Here is an 18052-nt window from a genome sequence, read left to right as displayed (position 1 = left end):
GAGACCGCTCACTCCCCGTCGTACTCCATCGCGACGGAGTTGATACAGAACCGCTTGCCGGTCGGTTCGGGGCCGTCGTCGAACACGTGACCCAGATGCGAGTCGCAGTTCGCACACCGGACCTCGGTGCGGCGCATTCCGTGGCTGGTGTCGACCGTCGTCGTCACGGACTCCTCCTCGGCGGCGTAGAAGGCGGGCCAGCCGCAGCCGGACTCGTACTTCGTCTCGGCGTCGAAGAGGACCGTCCCGCAGGCGCGACAGCGGTACTCGCCGTCGTCGGGGTGGTGGTCGACGTACTCGCCGGAGAACTTCGCCTCCGTGCCGCTCTCACGGAGCACGCGGTACTCCTCCTCGGAGAGCCGCTCGCGCCACTCCTCGTCGGTCAGGTCCCGCGGGTCGACCGCGTCGTCCGCCTCGGTTTCGCTCATACCTCGGGTAGGGACCGCACGCTCAAGGGGGTTGCGGCGATCTGACACGGGCCGCGGCGCAAGGGGTTTGCCCCTCGCGGCGGATCCACCGGCATGGCACGCGAAGTGACCCACGAGGAGCGCGGCCCGACGGTGCTCGACGAGTCGGATATGGGCGACGACGACCTGATCTACGTCTGCCGGTGCGGCCTCTCGGACACGCAGCCGCTCTGTGACGGTTCGCACAACGCGACGGCAGACGAGGAGGACGGCGTCGTGTACAAGTACGCGAACGACGACGCCGACGGCGAGCGCCGCGAGATCGACGAGATCGTCTACGAGAACGAGTGAGGCGCCGCGGCTCGACGGAGGGGTCCCCGCCTACAGCACGCCCATCGCGTCGAGCCGCTCGGGGAGGTAGGTGTCCGTGACGAAGTCGAGCCCGCGGCTCGCGAGCGACTGCTGTTCCGACTTCTTCCCGATGTCGAGCTGGAGCTCGATCTGTTCCTCCCAGTAGTCGGTCTGGAAGCGCGGGTCCTCCAGCTCCGACTCGAGGGCGTTCACGTCGGAGTCGGAGAGCGGGTCCGAGGGGAGGTCGTACTCGACGATGTCCTCCGGCTGGATCCCGACGAACTGCGCCTCCGGCGTCGCGAGGTACTTCGAGAGGTGCGCGGACTTGATCGAGCCGTACGCCACGGAGCCGTAGATCCGGTAGGACCACGGGTCGCCGTCGGCGAAGACGGCGATGGGCACGTCCAGTTCGTCGTGGACGCGCTTCGTGATCCGGCGGGTCGCTCGCGCCGGCTGGCCCTTGAGGTGGATGACGAGGCAGTTGTACTCCTCGTCGAACCCGTTCTCGACGAGCCGGTCGCGCATCCCGCCGGTCTCGACGGCGAGCGCGAAGTCGATGTCGTCGTCGAGGAACTCGATCATGTCCGGGTTGTTCGGGATCTGGTACCCGCCCGCGCCCACGTCCTCCTGACAGTGGATCTCGCGTTCCCCGCGGCGGGTCTGCTCGCGGATGAGAAGCGGACCCATCAGGGTCGCGCCCGATTCCTCCGGGCGCATGTGGAAGTCCTCGCGGGTGACGCCCGTGACGATCTCCAAGTCCTCCACGAGGTCGTTCGACTCGTCCTGCGAGGAGAACTGCGCCTCGTCGTTGTCCCACGACTCCGAGAGGTAGTACAGCTCACGCAGGGTCGACGAGCGGTCCTCGTCGAGCTGCTCCGCGAGGAACTCGATCGTGTACGCGGCCTTCAGCAGCTTGCGCGCGCCCCGCACCGAGTTGGCGCTGCGCGTCGAGGTGCGGTCGCCGTAGGTCCAGACGCCGCTTTCGGTGTCGTACTCGATGTTGCTCTTCGTCCGCGTGGGAAGCGTCATCTCCGGGATCTCCCCGTCGGCGAACTGGTCGTAGAAGTCCGCGGCCAGGTCGATCAGCTCGTCTCGCGCGTCGCTTTCGGTCGTCATTTAGGCGTTCACCGTGAGTTTCTCCGTCTCCACGCCGCCGACGCTGACCTCGAAGTCGGCGTCGCCGTCGATCGCGTACGTCAGTTCCCGCTCGTCGCCCGAGGGGACCTCGGGCTTCCACTGGACGAACCACTCGCCGTCCATGTCCACCACCGTTCCGTCGGACAGGTCAGTCGGCTCCGACGAGACGATGTCCGTGATCTCCAACTGCTCGTTCACGTCCGAGTGGTTCTCGACGACGAGCGTCACCGTCTCGTCGGTCACCTCGCGCTCGACGCTGACGTTGTTCATGATCCGCGCCAGCGCGCCGTCGATGTCGGGGCGCGACCGGCCCGTGACCTCCGAGACCTTGTCGGCCATCTCCGGGAGGATGCGCCCGAGCACGTCCTGTTTCTCTCGGCGCTGCTGCATCGAGCGCCGCTTGTTGAGGAACGACTTCAGCTCGCGGGCCGCCTCGCGGACCGCCAGCTCGATCTCGTCTTCGATCTCGGGGACGTTCGCGAGCGCGTCCTTCGACTCGCTCGTGAACGGGACGTTCGTGGAGGCGACGTGGATGCTGATGACGGCCGGGCCGTTCGGCAGCCCCGACCCGCCGGGCTGGTCGAGCCCGTAGTTGCGCCAGCCGATGTTCTTGATCACGTCCGTCGTCGCGCAGGCGCCGCGCTGGTACACCAGCGGGACGCGGTTCGCGAACCGGAGCAGCTCCACCGACCCCTCGGCCGGAATCTCGCCCCCGTAGGCGATGCCGGCCTCGACGATGAACGGGTCGCCGCCGTGGACCTCGGCGTCGCGGGTCGCCGCCGCGTAGAAGTCGGCGTCGTACTCCTTGCGGAGCCCGGCCTCGACCAGTTCCTCCGTGATCGGTGCGAGGCAGTCGGTGGGGGGCGCGAGGATGTCGGTCGTCCGCATCGCCTCCAGGAGGTCGGCGGCGGCGTCGCGGCTCCCCGCGATCGACTTCACCTTCGGCGGGTCGTCCGGGACCGTGCGCGCCCGCGACCAGAACGCCTCGACGACGTTCTCGCGGGCGGTCTCGCCGAAGGTCGCGTCGTGCTGCTCGGCGACGAACGAGGCCGCGTCCGCGACGAGCCGTTCGAGGTCGTCGAGGGTGGCCCGGAACGCGTCGCCGTCGAGGTTCTCGAACCGGCGCGCGAGCGCCTCGGCCATCGCCCGCACCGCGGCGTCGTCCTTGCGGGTCGAGGTCGCGTCGTCGACGAGGGCGTAGGCGTCGGCGACGAGGGGCGACTCGGTCGCGCCGTCCTCGTCGTCGTCCGCTCCGTCGTCGTCCTCGCCGCCGGCCCCCGTGATCGCCCGCCACGCGGCGTCGACCGCGTTCTCGCGGACCGTCCCGCCGAACGTCTTGCCCGTGTCGCCCTCGACCGTCTCCGCAATGTTGTCGACGATCGTCGCGAGCTCGGACCGAGAGAGCCGGTCGCTGTTCGACACCGTCTCGGCGACTCCCTCGGCGAAGGCGGTCGTCGCCTCCGCACCCTTGTTGGCGACCGCGTCCGCGACCGCGTTCGCGACGTCGCGGTCGTCGTGGGCCCTGGGGGGCGACCACGCGAGCTCGCGCCCGTAGTACACGTCGCGGAAGTTGTCGATCACGCTGTCGGCGGTCTTCTTCCCGACGCGCGTGAACTCGCCTTGGAGGAACCCGGAGACGGAGTACGACTCGGTCGCCTCCAGCATCTTGATCAGCGCGCCGAGCTCGACGCCGTGGGGGTGCGGGCGGATCTCCTTCGTCTCCGCCGGCAGCTCGTCGGTCGCGCGCTCGAACTTCAGCGGCTCGTCGAGCCCCGGCTCGCGCAGTTCGAGCCGCGCGTGGGGGTTGACGACCGCGGTGTGTTTCACGTAGTCGTGGAGCTGGTTGCGGGCGCGCATGTTCGCCTCCATCTCCAGCTCGATCCGCGTGCCGTGGGGGCGGTCCCACGTCGTCTCCTCGTCGGCCTTGATCTCCGGCTCGTTCGTGTCGGTGTCGATGATGAGCTCGAAGTACTGCGCCCGGGACTGCCCCTTCGGGCGCGAGGTGATCTTCGCGGGCTGGCCGGAGGTCAGCTGTGAGTACAGTACGGCCGCCGAGATCCCGATCCCCTGCTGGCCGCGCGACTGCTCGCGGGCGTGGAACCGGCTGCCGTACAGGAGCTTCCCGAAGACCTTCGGGAGCTGTTCTTTGGTGATGCCCGGCCCGTTGTCCTCGATGACGAGCCGGTAGTAGTCGCCCACCTCCTCGATCTCGATGTAGATGTCGGGGAGGACGCCGGCCTCCTCGGTCGCGTCGAGGGCGTTGTCGACCGCCTCCTTGACGGCGGTGACGAGCCCGCGGGCGCCCGAGTCGAACCCGAGCATGTGTTTGTTCTTCTCGAAGAACTCGGCGATGGAGATCTCGCGCTGGCCCTCGGCCAGCTCCTCCGCGATCCCCTCCTCGTCGCCGATCGTCGACTGGAAGGACGTCATTCGGTACCCTCCCCTTTCACCGAGGCACCTAAAAACGCACCGCCGGCGCGGTGAAAGTGTATCCCGGCGTCAGACGCCGTCTAGTCGCCCTGATCGACAACGCGTCGCACGAACGAGCAACGTCCGATCCCGCCGACAGCTTTCTCCCCGTGACGCCCCTCCGTTCGGCCATGTCAGGCTGGACGACCGACGAGATGCCGCGACTGGACGGGAAGACGGTGGTCGTCACCGGCGCGAACAGCGGGCTGGGCTACGAGGGGACGCGCGCGTTCGCCGCCAAGGGCGCCACCGTGGTGCTGGCGTGCCGGAGCGTCGGGCGCGGCGAGGGCGCGGCCGACGAGCTCCGGGCCGACGCCGGCGGCGAGGTCGTGGGGGAGCTCGACGTGCGCGAGTGCGACCTCGCCTCTCTCGACTCGGTGGCGGCCTTCGCGGAGGGACTGAGAGACGACTACGACGCGGTGGACGCCCTCTGTAACAACGCCGGCGTGATGGCGATTCCCCGCAGCGAGACCGAGGACGGCTTCGAGACGCAGTTCGGCGTCAACCACCTCGGGCACTTCGCGCTCACCGGACGGGTGTTCGATCTCCTCAACGCCGCCGAGGGGATCGAGGGTGACGCGCGCGTCGTCACCCAGTCGTCGGGCGCCCACGAGAGCGGCGAGATGGACTTCTCGGACCTCAACTGGGAGGAGTCGTACGGGAAGTGGAAGGCGTACGGCCGGAGCAAGCTCGCGAACCTGCTTTTCGCCTACGAGCTCCAGCGCCGGATCGACGCCGCGAGCGACGACGACGTCGGCGTCTGCAGCGTCGCGTGCCACCCCGGATACGCGGACACGAACCTCCAGATCCGGACCGGCGAGGAGAGCGGCAACCCCCTCATGAAGGTCGGCATGCGGCTGGCGAACGCGGTGCTCGGGCAGGACGCCGCCACCGGTGCGCTTCCGATGCTGTACGCGACCACCGCCGACGTCGACGGCGGCGCCTACGTCGAGCCCGGCGGACTGCTGAACATGCGCGGCGCGCCGACGATCGGCCGGTCAAACGACGCCTCCTACGACCGCGAGGACGCCCGGAAGCTCTGGGAGTACTCCGAGGAGGCGACCGGCGTGGAGTTCCCGGTCTGAGTCGGCGGCCCGCGCTAGTGTAACGTTCCCTCCCGCACGCGGTCGTCGTGGGCGAACAGCGCGTATCCCACGTCGACCGCCCGATGACCGGTCCGGTCGGCGATCTCGCGGATCGGACCGATCATCGCGACGTAGTCGGCGGCGTCGAACGACTCCTTCCGCCGGTCGAGGTAGCCCAGCCGCTCCAGCGAGGCCCACACGCGGGTGTCGACGACGGCGTGACGGTCGCCGTCGAGCGCGGCCAGCACGCACGACGCGGTCGGCGCCTTGAACCCCGAGAGGCCGGTAATCAGCTGGATCGCCGAGAAGTCGCCGTCGACCGTCCGGGCGTTGCGAGTCACCTCTCGGCAGCGGGCCTCGGGGTTCTTCTCGACGTGGTACGCGCTCCGCGTCGACGACTCGTAGGCGATCTCGTACAGCTGGTCGCGCGTCAGGTACCCCTGCGACCGGTACGTCTCGCCGAACTCGTCGAGCCGCTCGGGCAGGACGCCCTGCGTCTCCGCGTACCGATCGAGATGCTCGGAGACGAACGCGTCGAGGTCGGCGCTGTCGAGGTCGGCGCTGTCGAGGTCGGCGGCGTCCATGTCGGAGGTCCCCGCTCGACGGTCAAAATACCGGCGCCGCCGCTGGGGCGTGTCATATACGCGAGACGCGTTTCGAGAGCTGTCCGATGTCGCCGGTAGCGGATGCTGCCGAACGAGTTACAGCCGAGTGAGGTTCTTCGCGCGCGGACCCTTGTCCGCCTCCTCGATCTCGAACTCTACCTCCTGTCCCTCCTCGAGGTCCGGGCCGCCGACGTCTTCCATGTGGAAGAACACGTCCTCGTCAGCGTCGTCAGTCTCGATGAATCCGTAGCCGCCGGTGTCGTTGAAGAAGTCGACCTTGCCTGTCGCCATCGCGTCTGGACACACTCCCGACTGCGTCATAAGTGTTGTGTGCCGCCGGAATCGGACGTAAATTCCGGATACGCGGCCCGGAACCCTCGGATTACCCCTGTTTCCGCGCCATCTCCAGCGAGATGAAGAACCCGAAATACGCCGGGATCCCGGCGAGCATGAACATGTACAGCACCCACCGCGGGGAGTTCGAGAACAGGAAGTCGTACAGAAGCGAGACGGTCGTCACCCACACGACCGCGAACGCGAGGTCGTAGAGCATCCCACCTCGGTTCTCGCTGACGTGTCTCCGGAGGCGGTCGGCGACCGTCTCGTCGGGCTCCGAGTCGTTCGCGTAGTCCGTGTCGTTCGCGTCGGTCATGGGTGGGCGTGTGTGGCTGGCTACGTCGGTGTTCCGGAACCGACCGGGTCGGTCCCGCCCGTCGCAGACGCGAGGGGCGGAGGAAGGCGTCTCGGTTGGTCGGCTGGTCGGCTGGTACTTCGCAGCGAAAGCGGAGAGAGGCGGAACCGCGCCGCGTCAGTCCTCTTCGAGGTAGTCGACGACGAGGACGGGCACGTGCGTCGACCGCAGCGTCCGTTCGGTGACGCTCCCGAGGAGCGCGCGGCGGACGCCAGCGCGCCCGTGGCTCCCCATCACGATGAGGTCGATGTCGTGGTCCTCGGCGTAGTCGCCGATCACCTTGTGCGGCCGACCGCCGGAGACGTGTTCGACGACGTCGACGCCCCGCTCGGCGCCCTGCCCGGCGACCACGCCGGTCGCCTCGTCCGCCCGGTCTTTCAGTTCTCCCATCTCGTCGAACCGGCCCTGCTTGAGCCGGTCGACCTGTTCGGTTCCGAGGCTGAAGTTCACGGAGTCGATGTCGACCACGTACAGCGCGTGGACCTCGGCGTCGTACTTCTCCGCGAGGTCGAGCGCGTGGTCGACGGCGGACTCCGCGACGTCGCTTCCGTCCGTGGGTACGAGAATGCGTTCGTACATGATTACTCCGCCTCCTCCGTGGCGTCTTCGTCGACTGCGCGGTCACCGTCTGCGGCCGCGTCGTCGACCGTGCGGCCGCCGTCGGTCGCGACGTCCTCGCCGCCGTCCGCGGCGACGACGTCCTCGGCGGTCTCCTGTTGCCCCATCGGCTCGGGGCTGTGGCACTGCCGGACGATCCGCTTCGTCTCGAGCGACGGCTCGTCGGTCGCCATCGAGACGACGATGGTGACGACGAACACGACCGGGAGCGTGATGAGCGCCGAGCCGATGGCGGGCATCCAGGTCGCGAGCCCGGCCGACAGCGGCGCCTCGAGCGAACTGATGTACGTCGGGACGATCTGGTTGATCATCGGGATGGACCAGAGCGTGAGCCCGGTCGTCATGCCGGCCAGCGCCCCCTGCCGGTTGGCGTTCTCCCACCACATGCCGAGGAAGAACATCGGGAACAGCACGGAGCCGGCGAGCGAGAACGCGTAGCCCACGAGCGCCGCGATCGACGACGCGGGGTTGAGCGCGGCCAGCGTGGTCAGCGCGCCGAGCGCGACGATCGAGAGGCGGCCGACGAGGATCTGCTGGCGCTGCGTCGCGTCCTCGTTGATGATGTTGGTGTAGATGTCGTGGCTGATCGCCGACGAGCCGGCGATGAACAGCCCGGCGACCGTCGCGATGGCCGCGGCGATACCGCCCGCCGCGACGATGCCGACGAACCACTCGGGCAGCCCGGACAGCTGCGCCGCCAGCACGACGATGACCTCGCTGGCCGCGCCAGACATGCCGGGATCGCCGTAGGTGGCGCCGACGTTCTGGGTGTACAGGTCGGTCCCGAACGCCGCGAAGGCCGGGGCGCTCCAGTAGAGGATACAGATGAAGAACAGCCCCCAGACCGTCGACCAGCGGGCCGTCCGTTCGCTCTCGACCGTGTAGAACCGGACGAGGACGTGCGGCAGCCCGCAGGTGCCGACGATCAGCGAGAACGTCGTGGCGACCCAGAGGTAGTAGCTCGAGGACGCGAACGGCTCGGAGAACTCGCCGCCGAGCTCGCTGATCAGCATCCCGTACTCGAGCTGCGGCAGCACCGTGGAGTAGCCGTTGGTGTATCCGACGACGAACAGCCCGACGACGAACGCGAGGATGAGGATGACATACTGGACCGCCTGGTTCTTCGTGGCGCCCAGCATGCCGGACAGCGTCAGGTAGCCGACGGTGACGACCATCATGGCGACGACCATCACCTGGTACCCGTCTAAGCCGGGGATGAGGCCGCCGTAGTCACCGAAGATGTACAGGCCGACCAAGGCCATCCCCTTCGCCTGCCCGATGGCGTAGACGAAGCCGATGAGGAACGTCGTCACCGCCGCGATGGCGCGCGCGGTGTCGGAGTTGAAGCGGTCGCCGACGAAGTCCGGCGCCGTGTACTTCCCGAACCGGCGCAGCTGCGCGGCGAGGAAGATGAGCAGGATGAAGTAACCCGTCGTCCAGCCGACGACGAACACCAGTCCGTAGAACCCCGCCAGCGCGATCGACGCCGCCATCCCGAGATAGGACGCGGCCGACATCCAGTTGGCCCCGATCGCCATCCCGTTCTCGACGTTCCCGATGGACCGACCGGCGACCCACATGTCGTCCGTGTCGGCCACGCGGAAGACGAAGCCGATGGTGAGGAACAGCGCCAGCATCCCGAGCACGAGGAGCGCCGGGGCGGCCTTGAACGAGATGTCGAGGGCCTCCGGAAGGAGGTCACTCTGGAGGAGGATTGAACTCGCCGTCATTCGTCGGTCCCTCCGTCGGCCGCGACGTCAGCGGCGCCGTGATCGATACCGTACTTGTCGTCGAGCGCGTCCCGCTTGCGCGAGTACCAGAACGCTAAGATTAGCGCGCTGGTCGGCGCGCCGAACGCCACGAGGAAGTAGTGGATCGGGAACCCGAGGATCGGCATCGTCGACGTCATCGTATCGGGCGCGAGCCGCGTCAGCGTTACCGGTCCCCACACCGCGAGGACCCAGACCGCGAACCCGGCCCAGACGATGCGGAGGTGATCGCGCATGTACGGCGTGCTCGGATTCAGGATGTTCACCTCCGCGCCGAGGTAGTCGGTGTCGTTGTGCGCCTGTGCCGCGCCGGTCGCGGCGACGCCGCCGTCGGTGGCCGCGTCGTCCGCTGCGCGCCCCCCGTCGGTGGCTGCATCGTCGGCTACGCTGCCACCATCGGTGACCGCGCCGTCCGAGTTTCGTGAGCTATTGTCTGTCATGTGTTGTGGTGTGTATTGACATGGTTCGTTTGTGCGGTTTTTTCGTGATAGTTGTCTGCGGTGTCGAACGCGTCGTCGTCTGGTGTCTCGAAAACGGTGGTGTGCCGGTTACTCGCCTTTCGCCTTCCGCTGGATCTCCTCAACGATCTCCGGGTTCCGGAGCGTGCTGGTGTTCCCCAGCTCCTTGCCGTCGGCGATGTTCTCCAGCAGGCGACGCATGATCTTCCCGGACCGGGTCTTCGGCAGGTCGGGCGTGAACACGACCTGCTCCGGCCGGGCGATCGGGCCGATGGCGTCCTCGACGCCCGCGACGATCGCGTCGCGGAGCTCGTCGTTGCCCTCGTACCCGTCCTCGGTAGTCACGTACGCGTAGACGGCCTCGCCCTTGATGTCGTGGTCGCCGCCGACCACGGCGGCCTCGGCGACGCCCTCGACGCCGACGATCGCGGACTCGATCTCCATCGTCCCGAGCCGGTGGCCCGAGACGTTGAGCACGTCGTCGACGCGCCCGAGGACGGTGATGTAGCCGTCCTCGTCGATCTTGGCGCCGTCCTCCGGGAAGTACACCCAGTCGTCGGGGTCGTCGCTGTCGGTGTCGGAGTACTCCGCCCAGTACTCCTCGATGTAGCGCTCGTCGTTGTTGTACAGCGTCCGGAGCATGCCGGGCCACGGCTTCTGTACCGTGAGGTAGCCGGCCTTTCCGGGCTCGACCTCGTCGCCGAGCGTGTCGAGTATCTGCACGTCGAGCCCCGGGAGCGGCGGTCCGGCCGCCCCGGGCTTCATGTCTTTGACCCCGGGCAGCGTCGTCACCATCATGCCGCCGGTCTCGGTCTGCCACCAGGTGTCGACGATCGGGCACTCCTCGTTCCCGATGTGCTGGTAGTACCACTTCCACGCCCGCGGGTTGATCGGCTCGCCGACCGTGCCGAGCAGCCGGAGCGAGGAGAGGTCGTGGCGGTCGGGGAACTCCTCGCCCCACTTCATGAACGCGCGGATCGCGGTGGGCGCGGTGTACAGCTGAGTCGCCTCGTGCTCCTCGACGATCTCCCAGAGGCGGTCGCGCTCCGGGTGGTCCGGCGTCCCCTCGTACATCATCGTCGTCGTCCCGAGCGCGAGCGGCCCGTAGACGATGTAGGAGTGACCCGTGATCCACCCGATGTCGGCCGAACAGAAGTACGTGTCATCCGGCTTGATGTCGAGGACCGACTGCGAGGTCCACGACACCCACGAGAGGTAGCCGCCGGTCGTGTGTTTCACGCCCTTCGGCTTCCCCGTCGTCCCCGAGGTGTACATCAGGAACAGCATATCTTCGGCGTCGCGGGTGACCGGCTCGACCTCGGCGCCCTCGTGGTCCGCGACGAGGTCGCCGTAGTCGATCTGGTCGTCGCCGAGCTCGTGACCGAAGTCGTCGCCGTTCGGGCCGAGCCGGTCGACGACGACCGTGGTCGTGTCGTGCTCGACTTCCGCGAGCCCCTCGTTGGCCTTGTCGAGGTGGTCGAGGGGGTCGCCGCGGCGGTAGTAGCCGTCGCAGGTGACGAGGTACTCCGAGTCCGCGGAGTTCATTCGCGTCGCGAGCGCGTCCGCCGAGAACCCGGCGAACACGACGCTGTGGGGCGCGCCGATCCGGGCGCACGCCAGCATCGCGATGGGCAGCTCCGGGATCATCGGCATGTACATCGTCACCACGTCGTCCTCCTCGACGCCCTGCGCTCGGAGCGCGGCCGCGAACTCGTTCACCTCGCGGTGCAGCTCCTCGTAGGTGAACGACCGGTCGTCCTCGTCGACGGGCTCGCCGACCCACTCGATCGCGACCTCGTCGCCGCGCTCGTCGAGGTGTCGGTCGAGGCAGTTGGCCGACGCGTTCAGCTCGCCGCCGGTGAACCACTCGTAGAAGGGAGGGTTGCTGTCGTCCAGCACCTGGTCGTAGTCCGTCTCCCAGTCGAGCAGATCGGCGGCCGCCTCCCAACACTCCGGCCAGTTCTCGTCGAACTCGTCGTAGACGCCGGGATCCGAGACGTTCGCCTGCTCGACGAACGACTCCGGCGGCTCGAACACCTCCTGCTCTGCCAGTCTCGCTTCCAGTTGACCGTCTCCCTCTGTCATGGTACGGGCATACCCAACCGATCTCAGCATATAAACGCTGGCGCTAAATACGAAAAATCGTTATAGATACGCGGTGTAATTCGGAACGCTCCGACCGCCTCGGAGCCGATTCACTCCCGATCGGGGCGCCGCGTCCGACGACCGTCTTCGAAGAGCTCGTCGAGCAGCCTGCGCTGTGCCTTCCGGAGGTGGTTGTGGAACGTCGGGGAGGAGACGTCCATGGCGTCGGCGACCTCCTCGGCGGTGCTCCCCCGCGGCCAGTCGAAGTAGCCGCCGTGGTACGCGGCCGACAGCGCCGCCCACTGCCTGTCGGTGAACCGGTCGGCGACGCCCTCCCGCAGCGAGTCCTCGCTCCGGGGCGACCGCGGCACCGACTCCTTGCTCGCGAGCCGCGCGTCGGCGAAGGCGTCTCGGAACCCGTCGGCGACGGGGCGGACGTCGGCCCCCTCCGGGAGGTCGGCGACGACCCGGACTCGCCCGTCCTCGGCGGTCGCGTCGCGGACGGTCGCGCCGTGTTCGGTGAGCGTCCGGACCGCGGACCCGCCCGCCACGCGCGCTGACACGTCGCAGCCGTCCTCGCGGGTCTCGATCACGCGGAGGTCGGAGACGCCGGACGCGCCGGCGATCACGTCGGCGAGCGCCTGCGGCCGCGCGCCCTCGACCGAGAGGTAGAAGCGGGAGGCGTCGTCGTCGACCGCCACCGTCGAGGCCAGCCCGATCCGGCAGCCGAGCGCCGCGCTCGCGCGGGCGAGGAACGCCCCCTCGTCGCCGGTGTGGAACTCCACCTCGGTCACCGCGTCGGAGTGGAGCAGGTCGCGCCAGCGCCCCGCGGTCACCGCCCATCCGAGGCACTGACCGAGCGCCGCGATCTCACGCCGCTCCGCCGACGAGACGGGGGAAATCGGAGCGTCTCCGCCGGCGACGACGCACAGCGCGCCGTGGGTCACGTCGCGGTACCGAACGGGGACCGCGATCGCCGGCCGCCCCGCGGTCGCGGTCGCCCCCTCGGTCGCGACCGGCTCCCCCTCCGCGACCGCGTCCCGCCACGGGCCCTCGGCGGTCGCGCCGCGGTCGCGGAGCGCCTCCCGACCGACGCCGGCCGCGCCCGCGATCTCGACGCGGTCGCGGTCGCCCGCCCTGCGAACGACCCACGACTCGGCCCAGCGGTCGGCCTCGACGACCCCGTCCGGGACCGCCGCGAGGGGGTCCTCCCGCCCCTCGCGGTCCGCGAGCGCCTCGAACCCGCCGAGCGCGGTCGGCGCCGTCATCGCCCCCGATCCGTCCGGCGAACCGACACCGTCGCCGCCGAACGCCTCGGCGATCGCCTCCCCGTCGAGCGGTCCGAGGTAGCCGTCGAGCGTCGCCATCGTCTCCCAGCCCCCGGCCTCGCGGACGGCGTGGGGGTCGACGCCGCGGTCGACGAGGAGCCGCCGCGCGAAGGTCCGCCGCAGGTCCCGCGGGGTAACCCCGGGGTCGACGAGGCCGTCGGTCCGCGCCGCCGCGCGCTCCGCGGTCTCGCTCACGATCATCTGGACGCGGCGGGGCGACACGTCGACGAACGGCTCCGACTCCCCGAGGTCGGCGCTCTCGGCGTACCGCCGCAGCTCCGCCGCCAGCGACGCCGGAACTGCCGTCTCGCGGTCGATCGGGCTCCCGTCACGCGCCGCGGCCTCCGACTCGGAGCCGTCGTCTGCACCCGCCTCCACACCCGTCGCCGCGTCGTCGGACGGGACCGCGAGCACGGAGAGGTCCGCGTCGCCCTCCGGCTCCCGGAGGTGACGCGGGGCGACGCGCGTGATCTCGCCGGTCCGGAGGCCGGCCTCACCGGCGAGGCGGACGGTCAGCGCGGCGCGGTACGTCTCCGCCGCGGTCACGAGCGCCTCGTACGCCTCGTCGTCCAGTCCGTCGGCCATTCGTTTCGCGTACACTCAGAAAAGCGAAGTAAGTCTTTCCCCTGTTGCCGTTCGATATCGGATATTCAGCCGTTCTCTTCCGTTCCCGAACTCGCCGTCCGCTCGCAGTCGCCGATTCGAGCCTCAGTGGGCGCGACACGTCGAGAATACGTTTCGCTTATAGATTGAGTTCCGAAATAACGATCGAAACGGGACCGTTGTCCGTGTCGGGACACTCGATCCGGATCGCCTCGGCGGCTCTCCGAGTTCCCCGGATCAGGCCCGGTCGGCGACGCCCCACGAGACGCGGTCCCACAGTCGCTCGTAACTGTAGTAGGTTATTGTCTTCACCACGTTGGCGACCAGCCCGATGTTCACGGCGTCGCTGACGTCGCCGACGACGACCCACGCCACCAGAACGGTGATCGCCACCATGAGCGCCCGGTAGCAGAGGGTTTTGGCGAGCGCTCGCTTCCGCGCATGGAGCGGCGTGCGCGAGATGAGAGAGCTCATGGAACGCCAAACGGCCTACAGCAATAAGAAACCCATAGACATTTCTAAACCGTAGAAACGTAACCAGTATGAGTTACTCGCTGCGAACCGTCGACTCGATCTCGCCGACCACCTCGGGATTGCGGAGGGCACTCACGTCGCCGAACTCGTCGCCCCGCGCGATGTCCTCCAGCAGGCGGCGCATGATCTTTCCGGACCGGGTCTTCGGGAGATCCGGCGTGAACACGATCCGATCGGGACGCGCCACGTCGCCGACCGCCCGCGCCAGCCGCTCTCCGATCTCCTCGCGGAGGGATCCGTCCGGGTCGACGTCGCCGCGGGTCGTGACGTACGCGACGATCCGCCCGTCGTCGTCGCCGACGACCGCGGCCTCCGTGACGCCGTCGCACCCGACGATGGCCGACTCAAGCTCCGCGGTGTTGAACCGGTGGGTCCGGACGTTGATCACGTCGTCGACGCGGCCGAGGATGGTCACGTAGCCGTCCTCGTCGACGGTGGCGCCGTCGCCGGTGCGGTACCGCCATCCGTCCTCGCCCTCCAGCCAGTACTCTCGCCGGTAGCGCTCGTCGCCCTCGCGGAGCCCGCGGAGCATCCCCGGCCACGGGGCGGCGATCGTGAGGTAGCCAGGCTCGCCGGGGTCGACGGGCTCGCCGTCCTCGTCGACGACGCGCGCGTCGATCCCCGGCAGGGGCGGCCCGACCTTGCCGGGCTTCATCGGCGTGACCCCCGGCAGCGTCGCCAGCGAGATGGCGCCCGTCTCGGTCTGCCACCACGTGTCGACGATCGGCGCCTCGCCGCCCCCGACGTGCTCGCGGTACCAGCGCCACGCCTTCGGGGTGATCGACTCGCCGACCGTCCCCAGCAGGCGGATCGACGACAGGTCGTGGGCCTCGGGGTACTCCGCGCCCCACTTCATGAACGAGCGGATCGCGGTCGGCGAGGTGTAGAAGACGCTGACGGCGTTGCGCTCGATCAGGTCCCACACGCGGTCCCGGTCGGGGTAGTCGGGCGAGCCCTCGTAGAGGAGGGTCGTGGTCCCGACGGAGAGAGGGCCGTATACGCCGTAGGAGTGGCCCGTGATCCAGCCGATGTCGGCCGCGCACCAGTAGGTGTCGTCGGGGCGCACGTCGAGCACGTTCCGGGTCGTCCACGCGACGTGCGAGAGGTAGCCGCCGGTGGCGTGCTCGACGCCCTTCGGGCGCCCCGTGGTCCCGGAGGTGTACATCACGAAGAGCAGGTCGGTGGCGTCGCGCGCGACCGGCTCGACCGCCTCCCCGTCGTGGGCGTCCACGAGCGCCTCGTACTCGTGTTCGCCGTCCCCGAGGGTCACGTCGAGCGCGTCGCCGAGCCGGTCGACGACCACCGTCGCCGAGAGGTCGGCGTCCGCCCGGAGCCGGGCGTTGTCCGCCTTCGACTTCTGGTTGAACGCGTCCTCCCGGCGGTAGTAGCCGTCGCAGGTGACGAGGTACTCCGAGTCGGCGGCGTCGATCCGGGTCGCGAGCGCCTCGGCCGACAGCCCCGCGAAGACGACGTTGTGGGGCGCGCCGATCCGGGCACAGGCCAGCATCGCGATCGGCAGCTCCGGGATCATCGGGAGGTATAACGTCACCACGTCGTCCTCCTCGACGCCCAGCTCCCGCAGTCCGGCCGCGAGCGCGTTCACCTCGCGGTGGAGGTCGAGGTAGGTGTACGACCGCCGCTCCCCGCGCTTGCCGAACCAGCGGATCGCGAGCTGGTTCCGGCGCTCGTCGAGGTGGCGGTCGACGCAGTTCGCCGCGGCGTTGAGCCGCCCGTCCGGGAACCACTCGTAGAAGGGCGGGTCGCTGTCGTCGAGGACGGTCTCGTAGGGACGCTCCCACTCGAGAAGGTCGGCGGCGCGGCGCCACGCCTCGGGTCCCTCCTCCGCGAAGGCCGCGTACAGCTCCGGGTCGCTCGCGACGGCCCGGTCGCTGAACGCGGCGGGCGGCTCGACGACCTCCTCGTCGTCGCCGGCGGCGGCCTCGTCCGTCCGCCGGCCGTCGACTCCGGCGTAATCCATGATACTACCTCACAATCGAAGGAATGTATACTTTGTCCGCGAACCCGGCGCCCGGAACCGATCGGAAACGGGGGACCGGAGCCGACGAAGGGTGGTGGAGACCGGAGCCGACAGAGAGCCAGAATCCTACGTCGACTCCGCTGGCGCGAGCCCGGCCGCCTTCGACCGAGCGCGCGCGACGATCGACGGCTTCGCCTCGAAGTCGAGCGTGACCTGGTCGTCCGCGTACGTCTCCGCCTCGACGTGGCCGTGGTCGTGGACCCACGAGACGAGGCTCATCGCGTCGTCGGAGAGGGGAAGGACGAGCCGCTCGCGCTCCCAGTCCGGCAGCTCGGCCTCGACGCGGTCGCGGAGCTCCGCGACGCCGGCGCCCGTCTTCGCCGAGACGGCGATGGGGTCGGGCGCGACCCCCGAGAGCGCGGCGCGCTTGTCCGCCAGCTCGCCCGGCGCCAGCCGGTCGACCTTGTTGAACACCGTGACGATCGGCGCCTCGTTGCGCTCGTAGAGGGTGTCGTGGCTCGTGACGAGCTTCTCGCGCATCTCCTCGACCGGCTCGCTCGCGTCGACGACGAGCAGCACGAGGTCGGCGCGGTACACCGAGTCGAGCGTCGACTCGAACGACTCCACCAGCCAGTGGGGGAGGTCCGCGATGAACCCGACCGTGTCGGTTAAGAGTACGTCGCGCTTCTCCATCTCGGCCCGGCGGGTGGTGGTGCCGAGGGTGGTAAAGAGCATGTCCTGCGACTCCGCGGTCGTGTCGAGGTCGGGGTGACGCTCGGCGTTTTCGTCGACATCGATCTCGGCCGCGAGTCGCCGCATCAGCGTCGACTTGCCGGCGTTGGTGTAGCCCGCGAGCGCGACCAGGTCGAACCCGGAGTCGCGGCGCTGCTCGCGCCGCGCCTCCTCCTTCTCCGCGATCGACTCGAGCTCGTCGCGGATCTCCGATATCTGGCGTTTGATGTCGCGCTCGACGCTCTCGTCGTACTCGCCGAGCCCCATGAACCCCGGCCGCTCGTCGCGCTTCGCGAGGCTCGCCTTCGCCTCGGCGCGCGGGAGCTCGTACCGCAGCTCCGCGAGCTCGACCTGCAGCTGGGCCTTCCGGGTGTTCGCGCGCTGCCCGAAGATCTCGAGGATGAGCGTGAACCGGTCGATCACCTCGACGCCCTCGGGGAGCTCGCCCCCGATGTTGAACGTCTGGTACGGCCCCACGTCGTTGTCGACGATCACGGCGGTCGCGTCGGTCCGGCGGACCAGGTCGCGGAGCTCCGCGACCTTCCCCTTCCCGAACATGAACGCGGCGTCCTCGGTCCGGGTCTGGGTGAGTTCGCCGACCACGTCGTAGCCTGCGGCGGCCGCGAGCTGGCTGATCTCGGTCAGGTCCGCCGATCCGGACTCGACGCGCTTGGCGACGACCGCGCGCTTCTCCGCGGCGGTCGGCTCGGTGTCGGTCGCCGTCCCCTGAGTGCTCCCGGTCATAACAGGAGGTCCCGGGCGGCGTACGCGGCGTGGTGTGCTGCCTGCACTGTTTCGCGCTCCCCTATGCTCTCGACGTATTTAAACTCGGGTTGGAAACTCAGCCCCACCCGCTCGGCGGGCTCCTCGTAGAACTCGCCGTGTTCGGCGACGATCGGTCCCTCGGGCGGCTCCGGGAGGTCCCCGACCGCCTCCGCCGTGAGGGCGACGGTCGCCTCGAGGGTCGGCCCCTCGCGCACGGCGGCAAAACCCATCCCCTCGACCGACCGGATCCGCGTCGAGTCGATCCGGGCGTGGACCGCGGCCGCGACCATCAGGTACTCGCCGGCCTCCTCGTGGCGACCGCTGATGTCGACGCCGACGACCTCAGGGGCGGGCGCCCGCCACCTCGGTTCGGTCGGAACGCGGCTCCGTCGCGGGGGCTGTCGTGTCCATACGCTCCGATAGGCCGCCCGGCGAAT

General features: G+C 69.2%; 17 protein-coding genes. 2 read left to right on the top strand and 15 right to left on the bottom strand.

Translation table 11 applies throughout. The annotated features are described in order from the left end of the window. Nucleotides 1-8: 8 nt before the first annotated feature. Nucleotides 9-428: a peptide-methionine (R)-S-oxide reductase MsrB gene (gene msrB, locus CK500_RS03690; protein WP_095635900.1), complete on the bottom strand. Its 420-nt coding sequence runs from the start codon at nt 426-428 to the stop codon at nt 9-11. Between the two features lie 93 nt (nt 429-521). On the opposite strand from msrB, the gene CK500_RS03685 reads away from it, so the two are divergent. Next, nucleotides 522-758, top strand: a complete 237-nt coding sequence (locus tag CK500_RS03685; RefSeq protein ID WP_095635899.1) for a CDGSH iron-sulfur domain-containing protein — start codon at nt 522-524, stop codon at nt 756-758. Nucleotides 759-788: 30 nt separating this feature from the next. Here CK500_RS03685 and CK500_RS03680 read toward each other — a convergent pair whose 3' ends face one another. Beyond that, nucleotides 789-1874 carry a DNA topoisomerase IV subunit A gene (locus tag CK500_RS03680; RefSeq protein ID WP_095635898.1) on the bottom strand — a complete coding sequence of 362 codons (1086 nt, stop codon included), beginning with the start codon at nt 1872-1874 and terminating at the stop codon, nt 789-791. Continuing rightward, nucleotides 1875-4325, bottom strand: a complete 2451-nt coding sequence (locus CK500_RS03675) for a DNA topoisomerase VI subunit B (RefSeq protein WP_095635897.1) — start codon at nt 4323-4325, stop codon at nt 1875-1877. Nucleotides 4326-4495: 170 nt separating this feature from the next. On the opposite strand from CK500_RS03675, the gene CK500_RS03670 reads away from it, so the two are divergent. Next, nucleotides 4496-5449: an oxidoreductase gene (locus CK500_RS03670; protein ID WP_095635896.1), complete on the top strand. Its 954-nt coding sequence runs from the start codon at nt 4496-4498 to the stop codon at nt 5447-5449. A gap of 14 nt (nt 5450-5463) precedes the next feature. On the opposite strand, the gene CK500_RS03665 is transcribed toward CK500_RS03670, so the two are convergent. From CK500_RS03665 to CK500_RS03610, 12 genes are all read right to left on the bottom strand, one after another. After that, complete coding sequence (locus tag CK500_RS03665; protein ID WP_095635895.1) at nt 5464-6033, bottom strand: hypothetical protein; 570 nt, start codon at nt 6031-6033, stop codon at nt 5464-5466. Between the two features lie 117 nt (nt 6034-6150). Further along, nucleotides 6151-6345, bottom strand: coding sequence for a cold-shock protein (locus CK500_RS03660; RefSeq protein ID WP_095635894.1), 195 nt, complete (start codon nt 6343-6345; stop codon nt 6151-6153). Between the two features lie 91 nt (nt 6346-6436). After that, nucleotides 6437-6706 (bottom strand): hypothetical protein, encoded by a 270-nt coding sequence (locus CK500_RS03655; protein ID WP_095635893.1) that lies wholly within the window; start codon nt 6704-6706, stop codon nt 6437-6439. Nucleotides 6707-6862: 156 nt separating this feature from the next. Then, the gene (locus CK500_RS03650; RefSeq protein ID WP_095635892.1) at nt 6863-7324 is read right to left on the bottom strand and encodes a universal stress protein; all 462 of its coding nucleotides are present in this window, start codon (nt 7322-7324) and stop codon (nt 6863-6865) included. A 2-nt stretch (nt 7325-7326) separates the two neighbouring features. Continuing rightward, the gene (locus tag CK500_RS03645) at nt 7327-9093 is read right to left on the bottom strand and encodes a VC_2705 family sodium/solute symporter (protein ID WP_095635891.1); all 1767 of its coding nucleotides are present in this window, start codon (nt 9091-9093) and stop codon (nt 7327-7329) included. Next, nucleotides 9090-9572, bottom strand: a complete 483-nt coding sequence (locus CK500_RS03640) for a DUF4212 domain-containing protein (protein ID WP_095635890.1) — start codon at nt 9570-9572, stop codon at nt 9090-9092. The genes CK500_RS03645 and CK500_RS03640 overlap by 4 nt, the downstream gene beginning before the upstream one ends. A 108-nt stretch (nt 9573-9680) precedes the next feature. Then, the gene (gene acs, locus CK500_RS03635) at nt 9681-11675 is read right to left on the bottom strand and encodes an acetate--CoA ligase (RefSeq protein ID WP_095635889.1); all 1995 of its coding nucleotides are present in this window, start codon (nt 11673-11675) and stop codon (nt 9681-9683) included. A gap of 110 nt (nt 11676-11785) precedes the next feature. Next, complete coding sequence (locus tag CK500_RS03630; RefSeq protein WP_095635888.1) at nt 11786-13588, bottom strand: bacterio-opsin activator domain-containing protein; 1803 nt, start codon at nt 13586-13588, stop codon at nt 11786-11788. A 255-nt stretch (nt 13589-13843) separates the two neighbouring features. Continuing rightward, nucleotides 13844-14080 (bottom strand): DUF2061 domain-containing protein, encoded by a 237-nt coding sequence (locus CK500_RS03625; protein ID WP_095635887.1) that lies wholly within the window; start codon nt 14078-14080, stop codon nt 13844-13846. Nucleotides 14081-14153: 73 nt separating this feature from the next. Beyond that, the gene (gene acs, locus CK500_RS03620; protein ID WP_095635886.1) at nt 14154-16118 is read right to left on the bottom strand and encodes an acetate--CoA ligase; all 1965 of its coding nucleotides are present in this window, start codon (nt 16116-16118) and stop codon (nt 14154-14156) included. A 126-nt stretch (nt 16119-16244) separates the two neighbouring features. After that, nucleotides 16245-17594, bottom strand: coding sequence for a GTPase HflX (gene hflX / locus CK500_RS03615; protein ID WP_095635885.1), 1350 nt, complete (start codon nt 17592-17594; stop codon nt 16245-16247). Then, nucleotides 17591-17941, bottom strand: coding sequence for a DUF2209 family protein (locus CK500_RS03610; RefSeq protein WP_095635884.1), 351 nt, complete (start codon nt 17939-17941; stop codon nt 17591-17593). The genes hflX and CK500_RS03610 overlap by 4 nt, the downstream gene beginning before the upstream one ends. Between the last annotated feature and the right edge of the window lie 111 nt (nt 17942-18052).

This window comes from Halorubrum salipaludis (genome assembly GCF_002286985.1).
In the GTDB taxonomy this organism is placed as follows: domain Archaea; phylum Halobacteriota; class Halobacteria; order Halobacteriales; family Haloferacaceae; genus Halorubrum; species Halorubrum salipaludis.
Note: the sequence above shows the minus strand (reverse complement) of the source record. Positions and strands in the feature narration are given on the sequence as shown.

Bases quoted from the DNA above. Each gene is read 5' to 3' on its own strand.
- msrB (WP_095635900.1), bottom strand. From the start codon at position 428: ATGAGCGAAACCGAGGCGGACGACGCGGTCGACCCGCGGGACCTGACC.
- CK500_RS03685 (WP_095635899.1), top strand. From the start codon at position 522: ATGGCACGCGAAGTGACCCACGAGGAGCGCGGCCCGACGGTGCTCGAC.
- CK500_RS03680 (WP_095635898.1), bottom strand. From the start codon at position 1,874: ATGACGACCGAAAGCGACGCGCGAGACGAGCTGATCGACCTGGCCGCG.
- CK500_RS03675 (WP_095635897.1), bottom strand. From the start codon at position 4,325: ATGACGTCCTTCCAGTCGACGATCGGCGACGAGGAGGGGATCGCGGAG.
- CK500_RS03670 (WP_095635896.1), top strand. From the start codon at position 4,496: ATGTCAGGCTGGACGACCGACGAGATGCCGCGACTGGACGGGAAGACG.
- CK500_RS03665 (WP_095635895.1), bottom strand. From the start codon at position 6,033: ATGGACGCCGCCGACCTCGACAGCGCCGACCTCGACAGCGCCGACCTC.
- CK500_RS03660 (WP_095635894.1), bottom strand. From the start codon at position 6,345: ATGGCGACAGGCAAGGTCGACTTCTTCAACGACACCGGCGGCTACGGA.
- CK500_RS03655 (WP_095635893.1), bottom strand. From the start codon at position 6,706: ATGACCGACGCGAACGACACGGACTACGCGAACGACTCGGAGCCCGAC.
- CK500_RS03650 (WP_095635892.1), bottom strand. From the start codon at position 7,324: ATGTACGAACGCATTCTCGTACCCACGGACGGAAGCGACGTCGCGGAG.
- CK500_RS03645 (WP_095635891.1), bottom strand. From the start codon at position 9,093: ATGACGGCGAGTTCAATCCTCCTCCAGAGTGACCTCCTTCCGGAGGCC.
- CK500_RS03640 (WP_095635890.1), bottom strand. From the start codon at position 9,572: ATGACAGACAATAGCTCACGAAACTCGGACGGCGCGGTCACCGATGGT.
- acs (WP_095635889.1), bottom strand. From the start codon at position 11,675: ATGACAGAGGGAGACGGTCAACTGGAAGCGAGACTGGCAGAGCAGGAG.
- CK500_RS03630 (WP_095635888.1), bottom strand. From the start codon at position 13,588: ATGGCCGACGGACTGGACGACGAGGCGTACGAGGCGCTCGTGACCGCG.
- CK500_RS03625 (WP_095635887.1), bottom strand. From the start codon at position 14,080: ATGAGCTCTCTCATCTCGCGCACGCCGCTCCATGCGCGGAAGCGAGCG.
- acs (WP_095635886.1), bottom strand. From the start codon at position 16,118: ATGGATTACGCCGGAGTCGACGGCCGGCGGACGGACGAGGCCGCCGCC.
- hflX (WP_095635885.1), bottom strand. From the start codon at position 17,594: ATGACCGGGAGCACTCAGGGGACGGCGACCGACACCGAGCCGACCGCC.